Source organism: Streptomyces sp. NPDC006309 (assembly GCF_040613095.1).
In the GTDB taxonomy this organism is placed as follows: domain Bacteria; phylum Actinomycetota; class Actinomycetes; order Streptomycetales; family Streptomycetaceae; genus Streptomyces.
The window spans coordinates 376,692-402,306 of the sequence record NZ_JBEXRO010000003.1; the positions used below are offsets into that span (position 1 = coordinate 376,692).

Sequence of the window (25,615 nt, forward strand, 5' to 3'; positions counted from 1 at the left end):
CGGGCACCTGACCGGCCGCACGGAGAAGGGCCCCGTACCGTCCTCGGTACGGGGCCCTTCCCGGTCGCGGGGTGTCAGCCCAGCAGGCCGCCCACCAGGCCCGGCTTGCCCGAGGTCGAGCTGCCGCCCGAGCCGGTCGTGCCGCCGGTCGACGTGGTGCCGCCCGTCGAGGTGGTGCCGCCCGCGCTGGTCGGGCCCGCTGTCGTACTGGGGGCGCCGCCGCCCGTGGGCGAGATCCGGCGGGGCGGGACCTGGCCGGTCGTGCCCTGCGTCTGGCTGGGCGTCGTGGTGGTGGCGCCGGTGTCGCGGCTGCTCGTGCCCGGAGTCGTGGCCGCGCCGGAGGGCACCGCGCCGGCCGTGGCACCGCCCGTGGGGGTGCTGGTGGCCGCCGGTGCCTTCCGGTGCCGCTCGGGCTCCTGCGGGAGCGGGGAGCCGGGGAGCTGGTTGCGGGGTGCCTCGCCGGGGCCGGGGACGACCACGCGGCTGGAGTCGCGGACCGCGCCGCCCAGCACGGAGCCGACCAGGAGGGTGAGGCCGACGCTGACGGCCGTGAGCACCGCGCCACGGCGCAGGACGTAGCGGCGCAGGTCCCAGATGTCCGCGCGGGGGCCGAGCCGGCGCCAGGCGCTGCCCGCGAGGCGGCCGTCGACGGAGTAGACGGGGGCGCCGGCGATGATCAGCGGGGACCAGGCGGCGAGGTAGATGATGTCCGGCGCGTCGTAGGCGGGGACCGTCTTCCAGCTGACCGTGACGAGCAGGGCGGCGGAGAGCAGGGCACCGACGACGGCGGCCACGCGCTGCCAGCAGCCGAGGACGGTCAGGACACCGACGACGACCTGGAGGAAGGCGATGACCAGGCCGGAGCCGACGGGGTGGTGCAGGGCCAGCTGGCGCAGGGGTTCGGCGACGGCCCAGGGGTGCAGGGTGTTGAGCCAGGTGACCATGGAGCCGCGCTTGCCGCCGTCGAAGTAGACGGGGTCGCAGAGCTTGCCCATCCCGGCGTAGAGCGAGATGAAGCCGAGGAAGATGCGCAGCGGGAGCAGGACGACGCCGAGGTTGAGCCGGCGGCCGGGGTAGTAGGCGTGCCGGGCCGGGTCGTCGCCGTGGCGCTTGGCGGGGCGCGGGGCGCCGCCGTCCGGGTCGGCGTCCGTGTCGTCCGGGTACGCGTCGTACGGCCCGTACCCGGTGTCCGGGTAGGTCTGCTCGTCGTAGGCGCTGGTCACCGAGCGCATGTGCGGCAGGAGGCGGGTGCCGTCGGCCTCGGCCGCGGTGCGCTGGTGGCCGACGACGGGGGTCTCGACGGTCGGGTCCAGGGTGTCGTACGTGTCGGCGTACCCGGTCTGGACGCGCGGGATGACCCGGGTGGCGCCGGCCGCCGACTCGTCGGTGTGGCGGACGCTGCTGCCCCGCACGGCCTGGAGGAGCCGGTGGGCGCCGGTGTCGTCGGGGGCGGACCTGCCGCTCCACACGACGGGACGGCGGCGGCCGGTGGCGCCCGCGTGGCCCGCCGTGCCCACGACGGGCATCCGGGACGCGTCCTGGCCGACGCTCAGGTGCCGGGCGATCCGCGGGGATTGGCCGCGTGCCGCCGACGCGCCCAGCTGCACGCGGAAGCTGGCGTGATTGACGATGACCTGCGCCGGATCGCTCGGCACCTTCACCATGCTCAGCGCGGGAACGTCGTCGAAACCCGACGAGCGGTCCCCCGTGGGTGTGCGGGGTGTTCTGGTGTCCACACTCATCTAACCGAGTGATGTGGCGTTAGGACACTGCCTTGACCGCCCGGAAGTGTCCGGACCCCGTCAAGAACCGCCCGTCACGCCCCGGGGGCGCCGGAATTACCCCACGGGGGCGAGCTACCGGACGGGCGTTCGCACGCCGCTCCCGTCCGGGCTGCTCTCAGGCGCGCCTGCGGGCCGCCTCGTAGAGCACGATGCCCGCGGCCACACCGGCGTTGAGGGACTCGGCTCCGCCCGGCATCGGGATGCGCACCCGGTGGTCGCACGTCTCGCCGACCAGGCGGGACAGACCCTTGCCCTCGCTGCCGACGACGATGACGACCGGGCCGCCCAGGGCCGCCAGGTCGCCGACCTCCACCTCGCCGTCCGCCGCCAGACCGACCACCGTCACGCCGGCCTTCTTGTACGACTCGAGCATGCGGGTCAGGTTGGTGACCCGGGCGACCGGCGTGCGGGCGGCCGTGCCGGCGGAGGACTTCCAGGCACCGGCGGTCATGCCGGCCGAACGGCGCTCCGGGACGATCACGCCGTGGCCGCCGAAGGCGGAGGCGGAGCGGACGACCGCGCCGAGGTTGCGCGGGTCGGTCACGCCGTCGAGGGCGACCACCAGCGGGTCCTCGCCGTTGCCGGCAGCGGCGTCGAGCAGGTCGTCCGGGTGCGCGTACTCGTACGGCGGGACCTGGAGGACCATGCCCTGGTGGTTGAGGCCGTTGGTCATGCGGTCCAGCTCGGGGCGCGGGGCCTCCATCAGGTTGATGTTGCCGCGCTCGGCGGCGAGCTGGAGGGCGTCGCGGACGCGCTCGTCGTTGTCGATGAACTGCTGGACGTAGAGCGTGTTGGCGGGCACGCCCTCGCGGAGCGCCTCGAAGACCGGGTTGCGGCCGACGACCAGCTCGGAGGCGGACTTCCCGCCGCGGCCCCGGACCACGGGGCGGCGCACGGCCTGCTTCGCCTTGGCGTTGGCGACGCGGTTCTTCTTGTGGCCCTTGCGCATCTCGGCGGGCGGGGTCGGCCCCCGGCCCTCCAGGCCCCTGCGCCGCTGGCCGCCACTGCCGACCTGCGCGCCCTTCTTGCCGGACATGCGACGGTTGTTCGCGGCCATGATCTACCTGTCCTCTACGGAAGTGTGTGTACGTCTGTGCAGTGTGCCGCCCGGACGGCCGGGCGGCACAATCGATCAAGGGCCGGGCCGACGGTCAGCGCGGGGCCAGGCTCCAGCGGGGGCCCTGGGGGCTGTCCTCGATGACGAGGCCCGACTGGTTGAGCTGGTCGCGGATCGCGTCGGCGGTGGCCCAGTCCTTGCGGGTGCGGGCGGACTGGCGCTGGTCGAGGACGAGCCGTACGAGACTGTCGACCACGCCGTGCAGGTCCTCGCCCCGGTCGCCGCCGTCGCCCGTCCACCGCGCGTCGAGCGGGTCCAGGCCGAGGACGCCGAGCATGGCCCGCACCTCGGCGAGCCGCGCGACGGCGGCCTCCTTGTCGTCGGCGGCCAGCGCGCTGTTGCCCTGCCGGACGGTGGTGTGCACGACGGCGAGGGCCTGCGGCACGCCCAGGTCGTCGTCCATCGCCTCGGCGAAGGCGGGCGGCACCTCGGCGGCGGGCTCGACGGCACCCCCGGCCTTCTCCACCACGCGCTGCACGAAGCCCTCGATCCGCGCGAACGCCGACTCGGCCTCGCGCAGCGACTCCTCGCTGTACTCGATCATCGAGCGGTAGTGGGGGGTGCCCAGGTAGTACCGCAGCACGATGGGGCGCCACTGCTTGACCATCTCGCTGACCAGGACGCTGTTGCCGAGCGACTTGGACATCTTGTCGCCGGCCATGGTGACCCAGGCGTTGTGCACCCAGTAGCGGGCGAACTGGTCGCCGTAGGCCTTGGCCTGGGCGATCTCGTTCTCGTGGTGCGGGAAGATCAGGTCCAGGCCGCCGCCGTGGATGTCGAACGCGCTGCCCAGGTACTTGTGGGCCATCGCCGAGCACTCCAGGTGCCAGCCGGGGCGGCCGGGGCCCCACGGGGTCGGCCAGGTCGGCTCGCCCGGCTTGGCGGACTTCCACATGGCGAAGTCGCGCGGGTCCCGCTTGCCGGTCTCGCCCTCCCCGGACGGCTGGAGCAGGTTGTCCAGCTCCTGCCGGGACAGCTCCAGGTACGACGGGAAGGACCGCACGTCGAAGTAGACGTTGCCGTCGGCCTCGTAGGCGTGCCCGCGCTCGATGAGGCGCTGCATCATCTCGATCATCTCCGGCACGTGGCCGGTGGCGCGCGGTTCGTACGCCGGCGGCAGGCACCCGAGGGCGGTGTAACCGTCGTTGAAGGCGCGCTCGTTCTCGTACCCGATCGACCACCACGGGCGGTTCTGCTCGTGGCTCTTGGCGATGATCTTGTCGTCGATGTCGGTGACGTTGCGGACGAACGTCACCTCGTAGCCGCGGTACTCGAACCAGCGGCGCATGATGTCGAAGTTCAGGCCCGAGCGGATGTGGCCGATGTGGGGGGCCGCCTGCACGGTGGCGCCACAGAGGTAGATCGAGACGCAACCCGGCTGGAGCGGGGCGAAGTCACGGATCTGCCGGGCGCTGGTGTCGTACAGGCGAATAGTCACCACTCCAGGGTAGTGGGCGCCGGACAGTGCCGTGCGCCCACCGCCGGGAACGCCACGGGTCACGACATGCCGACGACCTTCCGCGGCCGGATCCGTACGACGACCCGCTCGGCGTCCTGGGCCGAGGCCGGGTTGAAGTCGGCGTAGTCCTTGCCGGTGTACTTGCGGCTCAGCTCGTCGATGAGCTGCCGCCCGCCCTCGGTGGTCATCTCGGCGACGCCGCGGATCTCGGCGTACTCGTAGGGCTGCTCGGGGTTCATGACGACGACGGTCACCCGGGGATCGCGCTCCAGGTTGCGGTACTTGCGGCGGTCGACCGTCGTGGAGAAGAGGACGTCGTCACCGTCGCGCTTCACCCAGACCGGCGACATCTGCGGGCTGCCGTCGGGCTGGAGGGTGCCGACGACGATGAACACGGTGCCGTCGAGCAGGGACTTCACACGGTCGGACAGGGCAGCGGACACGGATACCTCCACACAAAGCCGTCAGCGGTGACTGTCCGGGTACCCTCGCACGCTCTCAGCTCACCCGCACCACGAGTGCCGTGGCCACCGCCATCAGCCCTTCCCCGCGGCCCGGGAAACCGAGCCCGTCGGTGGTGGCGCCGGAGACCGAGACGGGGGCGCCGGCCGCAGCGGAGAGGATCTTCTCCGCCTCGTCCCGCCGCTTGCCGATCTTCGGACGGGGGCCGACCACCTGGACGGCGATGTTGCCGACGGCGAAACCCGCCGCGCGCACGATCCGGGCGGCCTCGGTGAGCAGGGTGACCCCGGACGCGCCGGACCACTCGGGCCGGCCGGTGCCGAAGTGCTGTCCCAGGTCACCGAGCCCGGCGGCGGAGAACAGGGCGTTGCACGCGGCGTGCGCGACGACGTCGGCGTCGGAGTGCCCGGCCAGCCCGGGGCCCTCGCCCTCCCAGCGCAGGCCCGCGCACCACAGCTCGCGGCCCTCCTCGAAGGCGTGGATGTCGGTGCCGACACCGACCCGGGGCAGCACCGGCAGCGGCTGGGGGCCGCTTGCCTCAGAAGCCATCGTTGAGCCTCCGGCGCGCGAGGACCGCCTCGGCGAGGACGAGGTCGAGGGGGCGGGTGACCTTGAAGGCCTCCTCGTGGCCGGGGACGGCGACGACCGTCAGGCCCAGCTGTTCCACCATGCTCGCGTCGTCGGTGACGTCGCCGGTGGCGTCCTCGTGGGCGCGGACCAGGGTGGCCCGGTCGAAGCCCTGGGGCGTCTGGACGGCGCGCAGCCGGTCCCGGCGTGGCGTGGCCACGACCGGTTCCGGGTCGCCGGCGACGGCCGCGGGCTCGACCTCCTTGACGGTGTCGGCCAGCGGGAGCGCGGGGACCACGGCGGGCGCGCCGTCGCGCACGGCCTCGATGACCCCGTCGACCGTGTCGACCGGGACGAGCGGGCGGGCCGCGTCGTGGACGAGGACGACGCCGTACTCGGGCGGCAGGGCGTCCAGGCCGAGCCGGACCGACTCCTGCCGGGACTCGCCGCCGGACACGACGAGGAAGTCGGTCCGCTCGGGCAGGGCGTGCGCGTCGAGCAGGGACTTGACCTCGGCGGTGCCGTCCGGCGGGGCCACGACGATGACGAGGGAGACATGGCGGGACGCGGCGAGGGCGCGGACCGCGTGGATGAGCATCGGCGTGCCGTTCAGCGCGCGGAGTGCCTTGGGGGCGCCCGGACCGAGGCGGACGCCCCGGCCGGCGGCGGGAATCACGGCGGCGACGGGGCTCTGCGCGGGCGTGGGGCGCGATTCGTCAGACATCGGTTCCTGTCAGGTTTGTGTGCTCGACCTACGTGGGTATGGCCTGGAGGAGTGCGGGCGCGACGCCTTGACCGGACCCTTTCCGTGACCCCGGTCGAGCCGTCGGTGCAAGCCCGGCACGACGCGTACGGGGGGCTTTTCCCGAGGTGCCCGGCAGGCGTTCCGGCGTCCCGTCCGGCCGTCGGGGATCTTCCGGGGTGGGATCTTCCGGGGTTCTGCCGCGGTTCTTCCGGGGACGAACATGCCGCAGCGCCCGGCGACAGGGTAAGTGTCATCGGGCACCGCGGCATTTACTGTGCTGGGCGTGCCGGAAGCGAGGGTTCGCTGCCGCTGCGCGTCAGGAGGCGAGTACCTCGTCGAGCAGGGCCTCGGCCTTGTCCTCGTTCGTGTTCTCCGCGAGGGCCAGCTCGCTCACCAGGATCTGGCGGGCCTTGGCGAGCATGCGCTTCTCACCGGCGGAGAGTCCGCGCTCGCGCTCACGACGCCACAGGTCACGCACGACTTCCGCGACCTTGATGACATCGCCGGAGGCGAGCTTCTCCAGGTTTGCCTTGTAACGACGCGACCAGTTCGTGGGCTCCTCGGCATACGGCGCACGCAGCACCTCGAAGACCCGGTCCAGCCCGTCCTGACCGACCACATCACGCACGCCGACGAACTCCGCATTGTCCGCTGGCACACGTACCGTCAGGTCACCCTGGGCGACCTTCAGCACCAAGTAGGTCTTGTCCACGCCTTTGATCTGACGAGTTTCGATAGCCTCGATCAGCGCGGCCCCGTGATGGGGATAGACCACGGTGTCGCCAACCTTGAACGTCATGTGACAGGTACCCCTTCCGTGGCTATCCAGGGTAACACGGATACGGCGGCTTCTGAATGGCGTTTTCGCAGGTCAGGGCATATCTCGGGGCTTGACAACAGCAACCGGAACGTGCTGCGGAGCGCCCGCGGAAGCGGGTATTCGCAGGTCGGAGGGGCTCTGCGGGCAGGCTGAAACGAGTACGTCACACACCCGGGCAGGTCCCCCCGAGTGGCTGAACGTCCTGATATGTCCGGTTCCAAGCGTACGACTTCCGCTACTCCGTTCGGTGACCACAGGCGGATGTGAGCCGAATCCGGAATTGATCAACGGCCACCGGAGCGGCGCTCCGTGATCAATATCGGGGGCGGTGCGGAATCCTTCACGGAAAACTCGCGAGTGGTGCCGCGAGGATGTCGCGTGTCTTGCCGCGGGCCTCTCGGCGTTTCCCGTGAGCCGCTCGCCCGCCGCGTTATGTGAATGACAGACGAGCGGCCCCGCAATGTGACGAGGGTGCCGCTCGCGGGCCCGTGGGGTACCCCCACCCGGAGGGAAGGGCGCTGCTTGGGGGAGGGTCGGGTGCGGTCGCCCGGGGACGGCTCGGTAACCTGAGCCCGCTGACAGACCCTTAGGGCGGCTTTATCAGGGGAGCCGCCCGCGCGTTCAAGGAGTTGCCGCCGCCGTGAGCAGCAGCCTTCGACGCGGCGCCCTCGCCGCCTCCGCCATCGCCTTCTCGATCGCCTCGCTCGCCGCCTGCGGCGCCGGAAACAACGCCCAGACGCTGGAGATCAAGCCGGACAACGCGGCCGTCCACGTCGGTGACATCAAGATCCAGAACGCCGTGGTCATCACCCAGCCCGACCTGAAGGCGACGGGCCCCGCGGTGATCTCCGCGAACCTGTTCAACAACGGCAGGACCGACCAGACCCTCCAGTCGGTCACCGTGGCGGGCAGCGGCACGTCCGCCCAGCTGAAGGCCGCCAAGGGGCAGAGCCTGACCGTCCCGGCCGGCGGCTCGCTGATCCTCGGCGGCAAGGGCAACGCCTCCGCGGTGCTGCCCAGCGGCCGTGAGGCCGTCAAGGACGGCGACGCCCAGCAGATCACCTTCACCTTCAGCAAGACCGGCAAGGTGAGCCTGCGCGCCTTCGTCGTCCCGGCCGGCAGCTACTTCGGCCAGTGGGGCCCGACCGAGATCCCGTCCGCCTCCGCGTCCGCCGGTGGCGCCCCCGGCGCCACGGCCTCCGGCAGCGCGACCGGCAGCGCGACCGCCACCGCGAGCGGCAAGCCGGGCAAGGGCGACGGGGCGAGCTCGTCGTCCAGCGCCTCCGGCGCGCCCGCCACTCCGAGCGACTCGGCCTCGCAGTCGACCGCCGGTCACTGAACCGCCCGTACGGCGAAGGGCGGCACCCCGCGCGGGGTGCCGCCCTTCGCCGTACACAGGTGCCGCGCCCTGCGGCCCGACGGCCTACGGCTCGAACTTGTAGCCCAGCCCCCGCACCGTCACCAGGTAGCGCGGCGCGCCCGGGTCCGGCTCGATCTTGGCGCGCAGCCGCTTGACGTGCACGTCGAGGGTCTTGGTGTCGCCCACGTAGTCGGCGCCCCAGACCCGGTCGATGAGCTGCATGCGGGTCAGCACCCGGCCCGCGTTGCGCAGGAGCATCTCCAGCAGGTCGAACTCCTTCAGCGGGAGGTCGACCTTGGAGCCGCTGACGGTCACCACGTGCCGGTCCACGTCCATGCGGACCGGACCCGCCTCCAGCGCGGCCGGGGTGACCTCCTCCGGCTCACCGCGGCGGCGCAGCACCGCGCGGATACGGGCCACCAGCTCGCGCGAGGAGAAGGGCTTGGTGACGTAGTCGTCGGCCCCTATCTCCAGACCGACGACCTTGTCGATCTCGCTGTCCTTCGCGGTCACCATGATCACGGGGACGTTGGAACGGCCGCGCAACTGGCGGCAGACCTCGGTGCCGGGCAGCCCCGGCAGCATCAGGTCGAGGAGGACCAGGTCGGCGCCGTTGCGCTCGAACTCGTCCAGTCCGTCGGGACCGGTCGCCGCCACGGCGACCTCGAAGCCCTCCTTGCGCAGCATGTAGGACAGAGCGTCGGAGAAGGACTCCTCGTCCTCGACGACGAGCACTCGGGTCACGGAAGGACCTCCGGGGCGGGAAGCGGTGCGTACGGGGATGGGTCGGGGCCGGCCTCGTCGTCGAGGTCGGGGTGCTGCTGTGCGCGGTCGCGGGCCGCGGCCGCCTCCGGCAGCCTGATGGTGAAGGTGGAGCCCTGGCCTTCGGCGCTCCAGACCGTGACCTCCCCGTCGTGCGAGGCGACCACGTGCTTGACGATAGCCAGACCCAGACCGGTGCCGCCGGTCGCCCGCGAGCGGGCCGGGTCGACTCGGTAGAAGCGCTCGAAGATGCGCTCCCTGTCCTTGTCGGAGATGCCGATGCCCTGGTCGGTGACGGCGATCTCGATCATGTCACCACCGGGCGTGGCGATCTGCCGGGCGGCGATGCCGACGCGGGTGCGGGCCGGCGAGTAGTTGACGGCGTTCTCCACCAGGTTGCCCAGGGCGGCGGCCAGCTGGCCGCGGTTGCCCCAGACGCGCAGGTCGTCGGCGCCTCCGGCGGCCATGGTGATCTGCTTCGTACCGGCCTGGTGGCGGCAGCGGTCGACGGCCTCGGCCACCAGCTCGTCCACCCGGACCGGCTCCGCGTCCTCGAGCGGATCGTCGTTCTGCACCCTCGACAGGTCGATCAGCTCCTGCACCAGGTTGGTCAGCCGGGTCGCCTCTATCTGCATCCGGCCGGCGAAGCGCTCCACGGCCTCGGGGTCGTCGGACGCGTCCATCACCGCCTCGGAGAGCAGGGACAGCGCGCCGACCGGTGTCTTCAGCTCATGGCTGACGTTCGCCACGAAGTCCCGTCGTACCGCCTCGATCCTGCGGGCCTCCGTCAGGTCCTCGACCAGCAGCAGCACCAGGCGCGAGCCGAGCGGCGCCACCCGCGCGGAGACCGCGAGGGCCTCGCCGCGTCCGGTGCCGCGCCGGGGCAGGTCCAGCTCGACCTGCCGTATCTCGCCGTCCCGCCGGGTGTCCCGCGCCATCTGGAGCATCGGCTCCACGGCGAGCTTGCCGCCGCGCACCAGCCCGAGGGCGTACGCGGCGGAGCTGGCCTTGACCACGGCGTCCGCCTCGTCGAGGACGACGGCGGAGGAGCGCAGCACCGACAGCACGGTGTCCACGCCGGGCGGCAGTACGGCATCGGTGTGCAGAGAAGTCCTGGTCGGCCGCTTCTGGTCGCGTTCACTCCAGCGGAACGCCAGCATGGCGATGACACCGGTGAGTACCCCGGCGATCGCTGCCGCTGCGGCGACCGCCGCGTTCACGTCCATGCCTTTAGGTTAGGCATGGGGTACGACATACCCACAGCCACCGAGGTGCGACCTCGAACACTCGTCGCCCAGAGTTCACCTGGGGGCCGGTGGTGGTTCATTTGGGGTGGCGGAAACGGACGCGTACGGGACGGAACGTGGGAGCGTGGGGTTCGCACCGCCGGTTTCGCCACGGGGCGCGTGGTGTCACATCCCCCGTAGACCCCCAAGCACACGTACGAGAGGGAACCCTGATGCGGGACGCGTACCACGAGGAACTGGACTCGATCGGCGACGGACTGGTGGAGATGGCCCGCCTGGTCGGATCGGCGATCGGACGCGCCACGACCGCCATCCTCGACGCCGACCTCAAGCTGGCCGAGAGCGTGATCGAGGCCGACCAGAAGGTCGACGAACTCCAGCACGACCTGGAGGCCCGGGCGATAGCCCTGCTGGCCCGGCAGCAGCCGGTCGCCACGGATCTGCGCATCGTCGTCACGTCGCTGCGCATGTCCGCCGACCTGGAGCGCTCCGGTGACCTCGCCCAGCACGTGGCGAAGCTGGCCCGGCTGCGCTTCCCGCAGCGGGCCGTCCCGCAGGACCTGCACGCCACGATCCTGGAGATGGGCCAGCTCGCGCAGCGGCTGATGGCCAAGGCCGCCGAGGTGATCATCACGAAGGACGTCGACCTCGCGCTCCAGCTGGAGCAGGACGACGACGAGATGGACCTGCTGCACCGCACGCTGTTCCAGCACCTGATCGACGAGCGCTGGAAGCACGGCATCGAGACGGCCGTGGACGTCACCCTGCTGGGCCGCTACTACGAGCGCTACGCCGACCACGCCGTCGCCGTCGCCAAGCGGGTCGTCTACCTCGTCACGGGCGAACACGCGGACGCCCTCCAGGCGGATGTCCAGCCGGTGACGGGGGTCGAGGGCGCGTAGCCCTGCCGGGGGGCGGCGGTCGGCTCGGGTCGGCCCGGGGTCCCCGGGGTCGGCTCGGCGTCGGTCCGGGGCGAGTCGGAGGTTGGTCGGGGTTACGGAGGTTGCGTTCCGGGTCGCCGGGGGGGGTGGTCGGAGTCGTGGGTTGCCAGGGGGCTCGGCGGGTGGCCGGGGGCGGCCGGGGTGCCGGCTGCCGGGCGCAGGGGCTGCGGGCTGCCGGTTGCCGAGCGCGGGGGGTTTGCGAGCTGCCCGTTGCCGGGCGGAGGGGCTTGCGGGGTGCCGGCTGCCGGGCGGGCCTGCGGGCTGCCGGGCGCAGGGGGCTTGCGAACTGCCGGCCGCCGGCGGAGGGGGCCTGCGAGCTGCCGGTTGCCGGGCGGAGGGAGCCTGTTGTCCGTCCGGTCGGGCGCGGGGGCGCCTCCGTGCGCCGTTGATGCGCCCGGCGGGGCGGGCATGAATGGGGCGAGGGCATCCCTGCCCCAGCGTCTAGGAGGGACCCATGGCCGAATCCCCCGGCACCACCCCCGATCCCACTCAGGAACGCGAGACCGACCAGCCCGCCGAGATCAGGAGCCTCCCGCTGTTCGGCGCGTGCGGCTGCGGCTCGGGATGCGGCTGCGGATGCCAGTCGGGCAACCCCTGCCAGTGCGGCTGACCCACACCCAGGGGCCGGTGTGAGCACCCTTCACACCGGCCTTCGCCGGTCAGGGCGGCTCTGTCACGCCAGCGCCAGAATCACGCGCACCCACTGACACGTGGGGGGAGGCGGGGCCGGGCGTTCCCGTGATCACGGCGACGGTCAGCGCCGTCGGCGGTTCGGCAACGCGGTTCACCGTGAGCACGACAGACAAATGTCGTACCCACGGTGTCGGCCTCCTGTCCAGGCTGGCCGAGCGCCCTGAGTCGTCGGTTCAAGCGGCTGCGGGCAGGAGTGCGCCGCGTCGCCGGCAGTCCCGGCAGCGCCCGGGTTCCGGTGCGCGGAACGCCCGTTCGCAGCCGTCGCAGGTGTGGAAGGGCAGTACGGCCGTACGCGCCGCCTCTTCGACGAGCGGGCGCGGGGTCGGCGCGGGCAGTGGTGTCTCCCGGAGGCGGAAGGCGAGGATGCGCGCCGGTCGGCTCAGGAAGCGGTCGGGGAGCCGGTTGGTCAGCAGGGCGGTGATCTGGGCGGGCGCGACACCGGCCGCGAGCCACTGGGTGACGGCCGGTGCCAGCCGCACGGCCTCCCGCTCGGACAGGACGAGACGTGGATCGACGCGGCGCAGGGACGTCAGAACGGCCAGGGCCCCGGGGTCGGCGTCGGAGAGTGCCGCCGTTTCCTCCGGGCCGGCAGGGGCGGGCGCCGGTTCGGTGGTGGGGGCCGACGGGGGCGGCGCCATGTCCGCTGCGGGTGGCTTCGGCGGCCCGGCCGGGGCCGGGTGACCGCGGGGTACGTCGTAGAAGTACGTCCGGGTGCGGATCCGCCCGGTGGGCAGGCGTTCGCGGCGGCGTTCCAGGTAACCGGCGGCTTCGAGTTCGCCGAGTGCGCGGGAGATCAGGATCTCGCCCTCGGTGAAGTGCTCGCACAGGGCGGTGATGCTCACGCGGGAGCCGTCGGGCAGGGAGGCGATGTACGCCGCGACGCCGATCGTGACCGCGCTGCCGCGCCGCTGGGCGAGGGCGTTGGAGATCACGGTGAAGTCGGCCGTCAGCCGGGTGCGTACGTGGATCACGCCGGAGGTCGGAGTTCCGGCGGCGGCGCGCAGGGGCGCGTTAGACTGCGGGTCAGCCATCGGGAAGGTTCTGCTTCCTGATCGGTCAGGCCCTCGATCGGGATGCCAGTCCCGGCCGGGGGCCGTATCTGTTTGCGGTTGTCGGGGCGAACGTAACCGTCCGTATCCCTCCCCGGCAAGCTGGTCACTCGGACGGGTGACGCGGGCTTCCGGCCGGGGAGGGTGGGTGGGCGGGTAGTTCTGTTCCCCGGTTCTTTCAGGAGGTCAGTGGCCCACCGAACCCTCGCGGACAAGGGTCCGGTGGGCCCGGACCGTGGACGACGACCGGAGCCCGGCTGCCTCAGGGACGGCGGTGTGCGGCCTTCAACTCGCCTATGAAGGCGTGCCAGGAGGCGGTACCGAAGCACAACACCGGTCCCTGCGGGGCCTTGCTGTCACGAACCGGGACGACGACCGGGAATCCTTCGGCCACCTCCACGCAGTTGCCGCCCTCCTGATTGCTGTAGCTGCTCCTGCGCCAGACGGCGGCGCTCAGATCGGGACGGGACATTCGCTCCACGGTTGTAGCCCTCCATCGCGGATCGGATCATGTCGAGCGACATGAGCGGGGGCAGGGCATTCGCCCGTAGCCGATCGTAGGTCACCGCGAAGTGCCTGACCTCGGCCGGATCCTCGATGAGTTGGCCGTAATGCGCGCCCTCCGTGTAGGCGACTTCGGAGCCGTCCGGCAGCGTGAGCACCGTCAAGGAGCCGCCCATAGCGTCATGCTCGCCCTGGTCGAAGGGCAGCACCTGCACGGTGTTGTGGCGTTCCGTCGCGGCGTCGAGCAGTCGCGCCAACTGCTCCCGCATCACGACATGGCCGCCGATCGGGCGCCTCAGTACCGCCTCGTCCAAAATCACCCATAGCTCCGGCCGGTCGGGGGAACCGAGCCGCCGCTGCCGCGCCATGCGGAAGGCGAGCCGTTCTTCCAACTGCTCCTCACCGCTCAGCGTCAGGCCGACGCTCAGAACGGCTCTCGCGTACTCCTTGGTCTGCAACAAGCCGGGCACCACGTGGGCCGCATACTCACTGATGGACACGGCCCGCTCCGAGTGTGCGATGAAGGCCCGCGACCAGTCGGGGAAGGCCTCCCGGTACACGTACGGCCACAGCTCGACCAGCAGGTCGTCCGCACCGAGGGCAGTGTCCAGCGCACGCGCCAGTTCCAGCGTCGGCTTGGCCCCGGACGCCCGCTCGATCTGCGTGATCCGCGTGCTGACCACGTGCGTTCTCGCGCCGAGCTCGGCCTGGGTCAGTCCGGCCGCCGTACGGAGCCTGCGCACCCGCGCGCCGAACAGAGCCGCCATCGACGCACTGGGATCAATTGCATTGGCCATAGCGTCACTTCCTTCACTTACAGCCCGAAAGGTAAGCCTGCTCCACCTGTCGAGCGTAGGGCGATGAGACGACCCTTGGGCACGGAACGTGACGACTCGCGTACCCGACGGAAAGCCTCGTGCCCGACAGACAAGGACGGACAAGCCGTGCTCACAGGAACGACCACCCCGGAAGACGAGCCGAGCCGGGCCACCGCGGCACGTGAACTCCTGTCCTGCTCTGCGCAGTTCGTCTCCACGGCGCGCGGCGCGCAGCTCGCCCGGCGTCTTGCCGTCCGGCACATGGAGGAGTGGGGTTACCCGCCGGCCTCGGACGCGTCGTGCACGGTCGCCCTCATCGTCGGCGAACTCGCGGCGAACGCAGTGCGGCACGGCCGGGTCCCCGGACGCGACTTCGGCCTCCGGCTCACCTTCGACACGGCTACAAGCCTGGTCCGCATCGAGGTCGCGGACGCCGCCTCGGCCAAGCGACCGCCGACGGCTCCGCCGTCGTCGTACCCCGAGGGCGAGTCCGGCCGAGGGCTGCTCCTGGTGGACGTCCTGGCCGCGCGCTGGGGATCGGCCCCTCGTCACCCTGTCGGCAAGACGGTGTGGGCGGATGTGCCCATCGAGACACCGAGAGGATGAGGTCTTCGGGAGGCGGCACCGCAGCCGTCGTACTCGCCGATGATCCCGGCGAGGGGAACGGCTGCCAAGCCATACGGCCAGACAACCGGGCCCGTAGGTTCAGGGCTCCTGCTCCAACAGTTGTTCGGTCCAGATGGTTTTGCCCGCAACGGTGTAGCGGCTGCCCCAGCGATGGGTCAGCTGCGCCACCAGGAACAGACCGCGGCCACCCTCGTCCGTCAGTCGGGCCCGTCGCAGATGTGGCTGCGTCTGACTGGCATCGGACACCTCGCAGATCAGACGTTGATCGCGAATCAGCCGCAGGCCCACTGGGGCACCGCCGTAGCGGATGGCGTTGGTGACCAGCTCGCTGACGATCAGCTCTGTGGTGAACACCAGGTGTTCCAATCCCCAGGAGGTCAGCCGATCGGCGACCCGACGGCGTATGCCTGCGACGATGCTGGGGTCGGCGGCCACCTCCCAGGTGGCAGTGGCATCTTCCGGGAGTCGGCACACCTGGGTCACCAGAAGTGCCAGGTCGTCGTCCAAGGGCTCCTGCAGGAGTTTTTCCAGAATTCGGCCACCGATTTCCGTGACCGGGCGGCCGCCTTCAGCGCCACCAGCCGTGCCTTCCCGCACCAGGGTCAGTCCGCGCGTGTGGAACGGATCTCGCGCCAGTGCGCCGGTGTAGAAGGACAGCACGTCACCGGGGCTCAGTTCCAGCTCGGTGGCTTCGAAGGGCTCGGCGCCTCGGCCCAGGGGCAGCCCCGGACGCACGGACACCATGTCGGCTTCACCGCCCCGCGAGACCAGCACCGGCCCGGGGTGTCCGGCACTGGCCAGTACGCAGCGGCAGGTGATCGGGTCGTACACGGCGTACAGGCACGTCGCGCCGTGCACGCTGCCGGCAGGGACGGCGTCCCGTTGCTCCTCATCCTCAGCGAACCGAACCACCAGGTCGTTCAAGTGGGACAGCAACTCGTCGGGACTGAGATCCAGGTCCGTCAGAGTCTGCACCGCCGCTCGCAGCCGCCCCATCGCCGCCGTGGCGTTCATCCCTTGCCCGCCCGCATTGCCCACGACAAAGCCCACCCGGCTCGACGACAGCACGATCACGTCGTACCAGCTGCCGCCGATGCCCGTCACCGCGCGCGCCGGCAGATGCGCACCGAACGTCTTCGCAGCCTCGACCTCCACCACCGGCCGTGGCAGCAGACCTTGCTGCAACGCCTCCGCGGTGCGGCGTTCCAGGTTGTAGCGCCGAGCGTTGTCGAGGCTCAGCGAGGCCCGGGTGCCGATCTCGTCGGCCAGAGTCACATCGGCCGGATCGAAAGGGGCCCGCCCCCCGGCGCGCCACAGCCCCACCGCCCCCAATACCCCTCCCCGGACCAGAAGCGGCAGCACCATCAGCGAGGTGGCATCCGGGGGCAGCATGAGCGCGGCTCTTTCCGGATCGTCCTTCAGCGCCGCCCGGGCCAGGTGCAGATCCGGCAGAACCCCGGGCGTGCCCTTGCGCAGATGCTCGGCCTCTTCATGGCCGATCCGAAAGGTCGTGCCGACCGCGTGGCTCTCCCGGGGCCAGCACCCACTGGCCGCCGCTACAGCGATCCGTTGCATGGGCGTGCCGGGAGGGAAAGACATCGGCTCTTCACCGAGCAATACGCTCTCGGTCAGGTCCACCGCCCCCAGGTCGGCGAACGCCGGTACGAGGACGTCGAGCAACTGCTCGGCATTGCGGGTGATGTCCAGGGAGCCACCGATGCGGGTCGCCGCGTCATGGAGCAGCTCCAGCCGCTCGAGTGCTCGTGGATCTGTCGCCAGTACCTGCTCCGCGGTGGGCACCGTACGGCGTACGGTCTGGGGCCCGGAATCCGGGGACTCCGCCCGAATCAGCCGCACGAGGAAACGGCCCTCCGCTCCCTCTGCCAGCACCGTCGCTGCCGCCACCGCCGAGAAAGGCGCACCGCGGACGGAGTGCAAGTCGGCCCGCGCGCTCAGCATGATCCCGCCCAGAGCACCGGCGACAAGCTCGGCCCACACGGATGGATCGTCGAAGAAAGCCGAGATCTCCACGCCGCGGATCTCGTCGATGGAGCCCTCGAACAGCCGCAGAGCAGGGGGTGTGCAGGTGAGGACGGCTCCCCTGGCATCCAGCACCAGGACGGCCGGTTCCTGGGCGAGGACTTCAGCCACGGAGGGGAGCTCGTCAGGCACGGTGCATCACTCCAGCAGGGTGGATGGCGTCCCCACGCCCCTGAATCGCTCAGCCGGCCGCTTCGTCCTGTTCACGACCGAGCGGAGCGGCGGTCCGGGTGAGCCCCGCGCGGCAGGCCTCCTCCGGTGCAGGATCGCGCTTTGCCGACCTCCGCTCTCCCGGCGGGCACGACGCTCCTCTTCAACCTTCTTCACCCCATGGTCACCCACTACCGCACTGAACGCGCGACCTGAGCCACCGGAAGTCAGCCACGGCGGCGGGTGCGCCGGCTCTTTGTTGCAGTCCTCGATGCCGAGGGCCGTGCCCGGTCGGCACGTGCTGGGGCTGACTCACGTGTCTGTCAGTGCGACGTGGGAGTCTTCCGGTCGGTGGTGTGACACCACCGAGGATGTCGAGGACACATCCCCTGGGCTGCCGGACCGTTGATCAGTTCGGCCAGCGGCCCACTCACCTATGCCGCAGCCTGAGCGGGGCGGTCAGCCGACGGTAGCCGATGAAGGATACGGCTATGCCGACGAAGACAAGGAAGTGCTCGGCCTTGCGCTCGTAGACGCCGGCACCCGGTCAGCCACGACACCGTTCTCTCGCCGACCCAGTGGAGGCGGCCGAGCCGCTGTGGGGACTCGACGCCTCGCAACCCTTAGCGGCATGGAGCTTGGCCGGGCGCCGTCGGCGTAGGCCCGGCATTGCCCCTAAAGGTCCTTCGTCCTCGGCTGCGACTGCGGGCGCTCCACCTCGGTGCGATCCTGGGTGGTTGCACATGCCTCAGTGACGCTCATCCATGCAGAGGGCGGCTGTCGACGGGTTTGCCCGGCCCTCCCTCCTCGCCGGGCCCTGGTGTGCGGCAAGGCCTCGTTCCGCACTCCGGAGACGGTCTCGTGAAGACCGAGACCCTCGGGGTGCGTGCGGACTGCCTGTACGCACCAGACGATGAGGACCATGCAGGGGACTGGGGCAAGGAGCATGGCGAGCCCGCCGGCCGGGTCTGCTGCCATCGAGTGGGCCACGTCCCGGTAACCGACCCCGCCCGCGATCTCGATCAGGGCGGAGGGATCGGCGGCGGCGTTCGGCAGAGTCGCTCCCACGATGAGCCACACGACAGCGAAGGGCAGGCCGAGCGCCGCTGCGCGCAGCACGAGCGCACCGTGCCCCGGCCTGGCGCCGCTCCTCGTGACGAGCTTCAGCAGCAGGACGTGCTTGCCCGGAGTGGCGCCGCTCCACCGCGGCACCACCACGAACCACAGCACCCAGACCACGGGCGGGACCCACAGCACGGCGTCGGCCCCCAGGCCGAGGAAGACGAGACCGGCGACGGCTCCGGTCAGTAGAGCGGCACCCGTCATGTCCAGCAGCAGGGCCACCAGGCGGCGCCCGAAGGGGACCTTGTGGAAATCAAGCGCGCGGTCGTCCAAGGTGGTCAGGGCCGGCAGAACGCGGGCCAGGGGCCCGGCCGCCGCCCAGCCGAGCGCCGCTCCCGCTGTGTTGGCGATGAGATCATCCACGGCGAAAAGGCGGTACGGGCACGCGTACAGACCCCACAACCCCGTGTACTGGGTGAGCTCGAAGAGCAGTGACCCGGCGAGTCCTGCCGCGGTGGCCGCAATCAGCCCCTTGCGGAAGTGAATCCGTACGAAGACTCCGAGCGGCAGCAGCAGGAGGAGGTTGAACACGGTCTGCCAGACGGCCGAGTTGCCGAGCACCAGAGCGTCGAGGGTGACTCGGTGGTGCGCCTCCTTCCAGATGTCTGCGAAGGCCCTGCCGGGCGTGAACTGGGGATGGGCAAAGGACGGGTACTTGGCGCAGACGTCCACCGACGGGGACGGAAGCGGCACGATCGTCAGGCATAAGGCGGTGAGTGCGTAGTACACGCCCCCGTAGAGCGAGAGCACACGCCAGCGGGTCATGACGCCGTGCCGCCGGTAAATGACGACCGCTGTCGGCACGAACATCAGGAGGGCGAGTCCCGGGAAGATCAGGGCGGCCGTGCGGATCGGCAGCAGATATACGTCCGTCATGAGGCGGCACTATACATACTGCGTATACGTAGTGTGTATAGTAGGCAATGACGGGGTGCGGACGGTGTCTGTTTTGGCGGCAAGATGCACGCGCACCTCATGCCGAGCAGCCGGGGGCCTGAGGGCCAGCGAGGGCCCAGGCCGTGAAAACGCCCCCGAGTCGCGCCATCTGCGCTGCTCAGGGGCGTGATCACAAGACCTACTTCTTCTTGCCCTGGTTCTTGACCGCCTCGATGGCCGCCGCCGCCGCGTCGGGGTCGAGGTAGGTGCCGCCCGGGGTGGTCGGGTGGAAGTCGGCGTCCAGTTCGTAGGAGAGCGGGATGCCCGTCGGGATGTTGAGGCCCGCGATGTCGGTGTCGGAGATGCCGTCCAGGTGCTTGACCAGGGCGCGGAGCGAGTTGCCGTGGGCGGCGACCAGGACCGTGCGGCCGGTCAGGAGGTCGGGGACGATGGCGTCGTACCAGTAGGGGAGCATCCGGTTGACGACGTCCTTCAGGCACTCCGTGCGCGGGCGCAGCTCCGGGGGGATCGTCGCGTAGCGCGCGTCGTGGGCCTGGGAGAACTCGGAGTCGTCCGACAGCGGGGGCGGCGGGGTGTCGTACGAGCGGCGCCAGAGCATGAACTGCTCCTCGCCGAACTCGGCCAGCGTGGCCGCCTTGTCCTTGCCCTGGAGGGCGCCGTAGTGGCGTTCGTTCAGGCGCCACGAGCGGTGGACGGGGATCCAGTGGCGGTCCGCGGCCTCCAGCGCGAGCTGGGCCGTGCGGATGGCGCGCTTCTGGAGGGACGTGTGGACCACGTCGGGCAGCAGGCCGGCGTCCTTGAGCAGCTCACCGCCGCGGACCGCCTCCTTCTCGCCCTTCTCGTTGAGGTTGACGTCCACCCAGCCGGTGAACAGGTTCTTCGCGTTCCACTCGCTCTCGCCGTGGCGGAGGAGGATCAGCTTGTACGGTGCGTCGGCCATGGCCTTCAGCCTACCTAAGGGGTCTCGGGGCCGCGCCGCCCGCCGGGGGAGCTGCACGGGCCACCCGGCCGGGGGCCGGGGTCGTCGCGGGCCCCTTCTGCACGTTCCGGTTAATTCTTCTACAACCTTTGGTCACATCTCACTGTCTTGTTGTCGTCAGGAAGGTCGGGCCGACGAAGAGGAGCCCAGAACGTGACCGTGCGTTCCTTTGCGCGGCGGATGCGTCCGCGGGTCGAGCGGAAGGCCGCCGAGCGGGTGTGGCAGCTGCGTACCATGCGGCGGCGCCGCAGGGCGGCGGTCACGGATCCGGTGCTGCGCCCGGTGGCCGTGCGCGGCCAGCGGCTCTACGGCCGGGTCGTGGACCGGTTCGGCGCGGCCGAGGCGGCCGCCTCCAACCTCGCCCTGGTGGTCGCGGCGCTGGAGCAGGAAGGTATCTCCTACTTCCTGGTGCCGTCGTCGTCCCGGATCCGTCACACCGTCGCCGTGAACGTCGTGGACCGGGAGCGGTTCCTCGCCGCCCTGGAGGAGCGGAACGCCGATACAGCCGTGTTCATCGGCCGCCCCCTGCCGGGCGGTCAGCTCAAGCACCCCGCGCTGTTCCTCGACGGCGCGCTGCCGGCCCCGCTGCGTACGGCGCCCGTGCTGCGGATCGGGGAGAACCACCTCGGGCCCGCCGGGCAGCTGCTGGCCGGGCCCGAGCTGGCCTGTGACGTGGAGTTCTGGGAGGACGGCGGGGAACTGCTCGCGTCCGCCGACGGACCCCGGCGGCTGGCCAAGGTGCAGCCGCAGGCGTCGGCCGGCATCTTCGCCGAGTCGCTGGTCACGCCCCGGAACAACGGGATCACGGACGTGCTGCCGGCCTCCGGGCAGACGCCGGTCACCGTCCGGGTCGGTGACCGGGAACTGCCGAGTTTCGCCCCGCTCGCCCTGCCGACCGTGAACCAGGTGACGTTCCCCGTCGACGTCGTCTACACGTGGGTGGACGGCGAGGAACCGGCGATGCGGGCGAAGCGGGCCCGCTACCAGGACCACGGCATCGCCGAGATCCTGGACAAGGAGACCAACGCCTCCCGCTACACCAGCCACGACGAGCTGAAGTACTCACTGCGCTCGCTCGCGATGTACGCCGACTTCGTGCGGCACATCTACCTCGTGACCGACGGCCAGAAGCCGCACTGGCTAGACGACAGCATCCCCGGGATCACGGTCGTCGACCACCGGGACATCTTTCCCGCGGACGTCCTGCCCGTCTTCAACTCGCACGCGATCGAGACCCGGCTGCACCACATACCGGGCCTGTCCGAGCACTACCTGTACTTCAACGACGACGTCTTCGTCGGCCGCCGGATCACCCCCGAGCACTTCTTCTTCGGCAGTGGCCTGATGAAGATCCCGGTCTCCCCGCTGAAGATCGGCGTCGGTGAGCCGCACGCCGAGGAGACGGCGACCAACTCCGCCAGCAAGAACGTACGGCGGCTGCTGCTGGAGGCGTTCGGGCGGATGACGACGAACAACTTCATGCACACCCCGCTGCCGCAGCAGCGCGCGACACTCCAGGCACTGGAGGAGCTGTTCCCGGAGGACATCCGCCGCACCACCGCGTCCCGGTTCCGCTCGCCGCAGGACATCGCCGTGACGGCGCCGCTGCTCTACCAGTACGCGCTGATGACGGGCCACGGCGTACCCGGCAAGTTCAGCTTCCGGTACGTCAACATCAGCCGTCCGGACGCCGAGCGGCGCTTGGCCGACCTGCGGCGCAACCGCCGGTTCGACTTCTTCTGCCTCAACGACGTCGACGTGCCGCCGGAGGAGCGGGAGGAGGTCGGCGCGCGGATGCACGAGTTCCTGGAGAACTACTTCCCCTTCCCCAGCCCCTTCGAGAGGCGGGAGACGCCCGGCCCCTTCGAGAAGCGGGAGCCGGCCAGCCCCTCCGAGAAGCGGGAAACGGCGCCCGCGGCACCGCGGACGGCCCCCTCGGTCCCCGCTCCGGCCTCCTACGAGACGCAGAGCTGACGGGCCGCGGCCATGGACATCCGTCACCGTTTCGCGGCGCGGCCGACGGGGCTGCGGACCGTCCGTGACCTCCTGTCGCGGCTGCGGCTGTGGCTGTCGGCCCGGCTCTGGGCGCTGCGCGCCGCCCCGGCCCGCCGGCGGCTGCGGGCGGGTGTCCCGGGGCTGCGCCGGATCACGTGCGGACCGGCGCGGCTGTACGGGCGTACGGTCGCCGCCTACACCGCCGCGGACGCCGCCGCGGCCGACCTGGAGCAGGTGTGCGCCCTGCTGGAGGCGGCCGGCGTCCCGTACTTCCTGGTCCCCGCCGAGCAGGGGTCCGCTGCGCCGCGACAGGTGATCGGGGTGGAGGAGTCCCACCGTGGTGCGGTCCTCGCCCAGGCCGCGCGGCACCTGGCCCCTACGGCCGCCTACGTCGGCGCGGTCGGGCCGGACGGCACCGTGACAGGTGCGGTGCTGTGGGCCGACGGCCGGCTGCCGCGGGCGCTGCGGCGGGCGCCGGTGCTGCGTACCGGTGTGGTGCGCCTCGGCCCGGGCGGGCAGGTGCTCACCGGGCTGGAGACGGGCTGCGAGCTGGAATTCTGGCGGTACGGCCGGGAGCTGGGCGGGGATCCCGGGCATCTCACCGTGCCCGGCAGCAGGCTGGCGGACGATTTCGGTCCGGCTCTGGTCGCACCGCGCCGCAACGCCGTGTCCGAGGTACTGCCGGACACGGCACGGCAGCCCGCGGCGGTGACCGCGGACCGACACGCGACCATGAGCACGGCCGGGCCGCGGCGCGATGTGCCGACGTTCGCGGCGTTCGCCGAGCCGGGCATCGACGAGGTGCGCTTCCCCGTCGACGCCGTGTACACGTGGGTCGACGGGGACGACCCCGCGATGGCCGTGAAGCGCCGCGCGCATCAGGTGCTCTCCGACAACGTCATCGCCGCCCGCGAGACCGGCGCGTCCCGTTACACCAGCCATGACGAGCTGCGGTACGCGCTGCGCTCGCTGGAGATGTACGCCGGTTTCGTCCGGCACGTCTACCTGGTGACCGACTCCCAGATCCCGTCCTGGCTGGACCCGGAGGCGGCGGGCCTGACCGTCGTCGACCACCGGGACATCCTCCCGGCCGACGCGCTGCCCGTCTTCAACTCGCACGCGATCGAGAGCCGGCTGCACCGCATACCCGGTCTGTCCGAGCACTACCTGTACTTCAACGACGACGTCTTCATCAACCGCCCGGTGGGTGCGGGCCACTTCTTCCACGGCAACGGCATCGCCCGCATCCCGCTGTCTCCGCTGAAGCTGGGCGCCGGGGCCCCGCATCCGCTGGAGCCGGCGCCGAACTCCGCCGGGAAGAACGCGCGCGAGGTGATCCGGCGCTTCCACGGCCGGTACGTCACGCAGAAGTCGCTGCACACCCCGCACCCTCAACTGCTGTCGGTCATGAGGGAGATGGAGGATCTCCGCATCGAGGAGCTGGAGCGGACGTCGTACTCCCGGTTCCGTTCCACCGCAGACGTGGCTCCGGCGTCGACGCTGCACCACCACTGGGCGATCGCGACGGGCCGGGCGGTCCCGGCCGACTACCGCTTCCGGTACGTGCAGCTGGGCACGCCGGACATGCGGCGCCGCCTGGCCCGCCTGGCGGCCGGCGAGGACATCGACTTCTTCTGCCTCAACGACGTGGACACCGACCCGGCGGACCGGGCGGCGGCCGGGGCGGCCATCGGGGCGTTCCTGGAGCGGAAGTTCCCCTTCCCGAGCCGCTTCGAGCGGACGGCGCGCGGCGGGCCGTATCCGGTCGGAGCACCCCGGGAGACCGCCCGGAGTGGCGCGGTCGGGGGACGTACGGACCGTGCGGGGCGTACGGGACGCACGGGGCTCGGCCGTGGGGCTCGTGGGGCGCGAGGCGCCCACGGTGCGCGCGGTGAGGCCCCGGCGGCGGGCCCCGCGGGAGTGGCGGCGACGGTGAGGGCGGCAGCAGCGGCACCGGCACGTCCGACCCGCCCCGCGAGCTGACGTCCGACCCGCCCCGCGAACTGACGCCGGACGCGTACCGCGAACTGGGCGAGGCATATCGCATATCCCCCCGCCCGAGCAGCCCCCTCCTCCCACCCCAGTCGTTCCCTCCCGTCCCGGCCGTCTCCGCGCCCCGCTAAACGGCTGGCGCCGCCGCGAGCCGCTTCGGTAAGTTGCGCATGCCAGTCGGGGCACTTACTTATGCGGGGGATCGCGAATGTCACCAACCGGTCTGCGACGTGCTGCCCGGGAGTCCGTCTCCGGACTCCCTCCCGCCTTCTGGTGGCTGTGGACCAGCACGCTCGTGAACCGGCTCGGCGCGTTCGTCGCCACGTTCATGGCCCTCTACCTCACCCTCGACCGGGGCTACTCCGCGTCGTACGCCGGTCTCGTGGCCTCCCTGCACGGCCTCGGCGGGGTCGTCTCCTCGCTGGGCGGCGGGGTCATGGCCGACCGGCTCGGCAGGCGGCCCACCATGCTCATCGCCCAGACCGCCACCGCCGCCTCCGTCGCCGCGCTCGGCTTCGTGACCGACCCGGCCGCCATCGCCGGCGTCGCCTTCCTCGTCGGCATGGCCTCCAACGCCTCCCGGCCGGCCGTGCAGGCGATGATGGCCGACATCGTCCGCCCCGAGGACCGGGTGCGGGCCTTCTCCCTCAACTACTGGGCCATCAACCTGGGTTTCGCCGTCTCCTCGACGGCCGCCGGGTTCATCGCCGAGGTCAGCTATCTCGCCGGGTTCCTGATCGAGGCCGGGATGACCCTGGCCTGCGCGGTCGTCGTCTTCGCCCGGGTGCCGGAGTCCCGGCCCGCGGCTCCGGCCCGGCAGGCGGGGGCGGCCGAAGTGGGCCTGCGCACGGTGCTGCGGGACGGGCGGTACATGGCCGTCGTCGGGCTGTCCTTCCTCGTCGCCCTGGTCTTCCAGCAGGGCTCGGTCGGACTGCCGGTGGCGATGGGCCGGGCCGGGTTCTCGCCCGCCGACTACGGCAGCGCCCTGGCCGTCAACGGCATCCTGATCGTGGTCCTCCAGATCCCCGTCACCCGCTTCATCGAACACCGCGACCCGCGCACCCTCCTGATCGCCTCCTCGCTGCTCGCTGGGTACGGCTTCGGGCTCACCGTCTTCGCCGGTTCCGTCGGTGCCTTCATGCTGACCGTGTGCGTGTGGACCCTGGCCGAGATCGTCAACGCCCCCACCCAGACCGGCCTCGTCGTCCGCCTCTCCCCCGTCCACGGCCGGGGCCGCTACCAGGGCGTGTACACCCTCTCCTGGTCCGTCGCCGCCCTGGTCGCCCCCCTGATGTCCGGCACGGTCATCGACCGCCTCGGCGCGCAGTGGCTGTGGGGCATGTGCGCGGTGGTCGGCACGGCGGCCGGGGTCGGGTACGGAGTGGTGATGCGACGCCTGCCGACGGAACGCCCGGCGCCGGGCGGCATGCGGACCGACACGGAGGCGGAGGTCCGTACGGCCTGAGAGAGCCGGGCCGCACCGCA

Annotated in this window: 22 protein-coding genes and 1 pseudogene; 7 read left to right on the top strand and 16 right to left on the bottom strand. The window is 71.4% G+C overall.

Features of this window, described 5'->3' with window-relative positions; genetic code table 11:
* Positions 1–74: 74 nt before the first annotated feature.
* The 7 genes from ABZ117_RS06500 to ABZ117_RS06530 all read right to left on the bottom strand — a co-directional run bounded on the left by ABZ117_RS06500 (position 75) and on the right by ABZ117_RS06530 (position 6,933).
* A complete protein-coding gene (locus ABZ117_RS06500) occupies positions 75–1,742 on the bottom strand; it encodes a DoxX family membrane protein (protein ID WP_356817965.1) in 1,668 nt (555 codons plus the stop codon).
* 157 nt (positions 1,743–1,899) lie between these two features.
* On the bottom strand, positions 1,900–2,841 hold the full coding sequence (rlmB, locus tag ABZ117_RS06505; RefSeq protein ID WP_356817967.1) for a 23S rRNA (guanosine(2251)-2'-O)-methyltransferase RlmB: 942 nt from the start codon (positions 2,839–2,841) through the stop codon (positions 1,900–1,902).
* Between the two features lie 94 nt (positions 2,842–2,935).
* Entirely contained in the window at positions 2,936–4,339 is a 1,404-nt protein-coding gene (gene cysS, locus ABZ117_RS06510; RefSeq protein WP_356817969.1) for a cysteine--tRNA ligase, read from the bottom strand.
* A 59-nt stretch (positions 4,340–4,398) separates the two neighbouring features.
* A complete protein-coding gene (locus ABZ117_RS06515) occupies positions 4,399–4,803 on the bottom strand; it encodes a PPOX class F420-dependent oxidoreductase (protein ID WP_356817971.1) in 405 nt (134 codons plus the stop codon).
* Positions 4,804–4,858: 55 nt separating this feature from the next.
* Positions 4,859–5,371 (bottom strand): 2-C-methyl-D-erythritol 2,4-cyclodiphosphate synthase, encoded by a 513-nt coding sequence (gene ispF / locus ABZ117_RS06520; protein WP_356817973.1) that lies wholly within the window; start codon positions 5,369–5,371, stop codon positions 4,859–4,861.
* On the bottom strand, positions 5,361–6,113 hold the full coding sequence (gene ispD, locus ABZ117_RS06525) for a 2-C-methyl-D-erythritol 4-phosphate cytidylyltransferase (RefSeq protein WP_356817974.1): 753 nt from the start codon (positions 6,111–6,113) through the stop codon (positions 5,361–5,363). Before ispD ends, ispF begins: the two co-directional genes overlap by 11 nt.
* Positions 6,114–6,450: 337 nt before the next feature.
* Positions 6,451–6,933, bottom strand: a complete 483-nt coding sequence (locus tag ABZ117_RS06530) for a CarD family transcriptional regulator (RefSeq protein ID WP_003953493.1) — start codon at positions 6,931–6,933, stop codon at positions 6,451–6,453.
* Between the two features lie 661 nt (positions 6,934–7,594).
* Here ABZ117_RS06530 and ABZ117_RS06535 point away from each other — a divergent pair.
* Complete coding sequence (locus tag ABZ117_RS06535) at positions 7,595–8,293, top strand: DUF461 domain-containing protein (RefSeq protein WP_356817976.1); 699 nt, start codon at positions 7,595–7,597, stop codon at positions 8,291–8,293.
* A gap of 84 nt (positions 8,294–8,377) precedes the next feature.
* On the opposite strand, the gene ABZ117_RS06540 is transcribed toward ABZ117_RS06535, so the two are convergent.
* Together ABZ117_RS06540 and ABZ117_RS06545 are read right to left on the bottom strand one after the other, a co-directional pair.
* Entirely contained in the window at positions 8,378–9,058 is a 681-nt protein-coding gene (locus ABZ117_RS06540; protein ID WP_010358452.1) for a response regulator transcription factor, read from the bottom strand.
* Positions 9,055–10,302, bottom strand: coding sequence for an ATP-binding protein (locus tag ABZ117_RS06545; RefSeq protein ID WP_356817978.1), 1,248 nt, complete (start codon positions 10,300–10,302; stop codon positions 9,055–9,057). Before ABZ117_RS06545 ends, ABZ117_RS06540 begins: the two co-directional genes overlap by 4 nt.
* Positions 10,303–10,535: 233 nt before the next feature.
* Here ABZ117_RS06545 and phoU point away from each other — a divergent pair, with 233 nt between their 5' ends.
* Positions 10,536–11,225: a phosphate signaling complex protein PhoU gene (gene phoU / locus ABZ117_RS06550; RefSeq protein WP_356817980.1), complete on the top strand. Its 690-nt coding sequence runs from the start codon at positions 10,536–10,538 to the stop codon at positions 11,223–11,225.
* 493 nt (positions 11,226–11,718) lie between these two features.
* Complete coding sequence (locus ABZ117_RS06555) at positions 11,719–11,874, top strand: hypothetical protein (RefSeq protein WP_163010735.1); 156 nt, start codon at positions 11,719–11,721, stop codon at positions 11,872–11,874.
* A 256-nt stretch (positions 11,875–12,130) separates the two neighbouring features.
* Here ABZ117_RS06555 and ABZ117_RS06560 read toward each other — a convergent pair whose 3' ends face one another.
* From ABZ117_RS06560 to ABZ117_RS06570, 3 genes are all read right to left on the bottom strand, one after another.
* Positions 12,131–12,988, bottom strand: a complete 858-nt coding sequence (locus ABZ117_RS06560) for a hypothetical protein (RefSeq protein WP_356817982.1) — start codon at positions 12,986–12,988, stop codon at positions 12,131–12,133.
* Between the two features lie 280 nt (positions 12,989–13,268).
* Positions 13,269–13,406, bottom strand: coding sequence for a DUF397 domain-containing protein (locus ABZ117_RS06565; protein ID WP_356817983.1), 138 nt, complete (start codon positions 13,404–13,406; stop codon positions 13,269–13,271).
* Positions 13,363–14,277 (bottom strand): helix-turn-helix transcriptional regulator, encoded by a 915-nt coding sequence (locus ABZ117_RS06570; protein ID WP_356818177.1) that lies wholly within the window; start codon positions 14,275–14,277, stop codon positions 13,363–13,365. Before ABZ117_RS06570 ends, ABZ117_RS06565 begins: the two co-directional genes overlap by 44 nt.
* Before the next feature lie 177 nt (positions 14,278–14,454).
* On the opposite strand from ABZ117_RS06570, the gene ABZ117_RS06575 reads away from it, so the two are divergent.
* Complete coding sequence (locus ABZ117_RS06575; RefSeq protein WP_356817985.1) at positions 14,455–14,934, top strand: ATP-binding protein; 480 nt, start codon at positions 14,455–14,457, stop codon at positions 14,932–14,934.
* Positions 14,935–15,033: 99 nt separating this feature from the next.
* Here ABZ117_RS06575 and ABZ117_RS06580 read toward each other — a convergent pair whose 3' ends face one another.
* The 4 genes and pseudogenes from ABZ117_RS06580 to ABZ117_RS06595 form a co-directional block, all read right to left on the bottom strand.
* On the bottom strand, positions 15,034–17,106 hold the full coding sequence (locus ABZ117_RS06580; protein ID WP_356817987.1) for a SpoIIE family protein phosphatase: 2,073 nt from the start codon (positions 17,104–17,106) through the stop codon (positions 15,034–15,036).
* A 469-nt stretch (positions 17,107–17,575) separates the two neighbouring features.
* A pseudogene (locus ABZ117_RS06585) lies at positions 17,576–17,827 on the bottom strand (IS5/IS1182 family transposase); the annotation flags it as partial.
* Positions 17,821–19,143: a VanZ family protein gene (locus ABZ117_RS06590; protein ID WP_356817989.1), complete on the bottom strand. Its 1,323-nt coding sequence runs from the start codon at positions 19,141–19,143 to the stop codon at positions 17,821–17,823. The gene ABZ117_RS06590 and the pseudogene ABZ117_RS06585, both read right to left, overlap by 7 nt.
* Before the next feature lie 199 nt (positions 19,144–19,342).
* A complete protein-coding gene (locus ABZ117_RS06595; protein ID WP_356817991.1) occupies positions 19,343–20,104 on the bottom strand; it encodes a phosphoglyceromutase in 762 nt (253 codons plus the stop codon).
* Positions 20,105–20,296: 192 nt separating this feature from the next.
* Between ABZ117_RS06595 and ABZ117_RS06600 the strand changes: the two genes are divergently transcribed.
* From ABZ117_RS06600 to ABZ117_RS06610, 3 genes are all read left to right on the top strand, one after another.
* A complete protein-coding gene (locus tag ABZ117_RS06600; protein ID WP_356817993.1) occupies positions 20,297–22,117 on the top strand; it encodes a stealth family protein in 1,821 nt (606 codons plus the stop codon).
* A 12-nt stretch (positions 22,118–22,129) separates the two neighbouring features.
* On the top strand, positions 22,130–24,121 hold the full coding sequence (locus tag ABZ117_RS06605; RefSeq protein WP_356817995.1) for a stealth family protein: 1,992 nt from the start codon (positions 22,130–22,132) through the stop codon (positions 24,119–24,121).
* A 217-nt stretch (positions 24,122–24,338) separates the two neighbouring features.
* Positions 24,339–25,595 (top strand): MFS transporter, encoded by a 1,257-nt coding sequence (locus tag ABZ117_RS06610; protein WP_356817996.1) that lies wholly within the window; start codon positions 24,339–24,341, stop codon positions 25,593–25,595.
* The last annotated feature ends 20 nt before the right edge of the window (positions 25,596–25,615 follow it).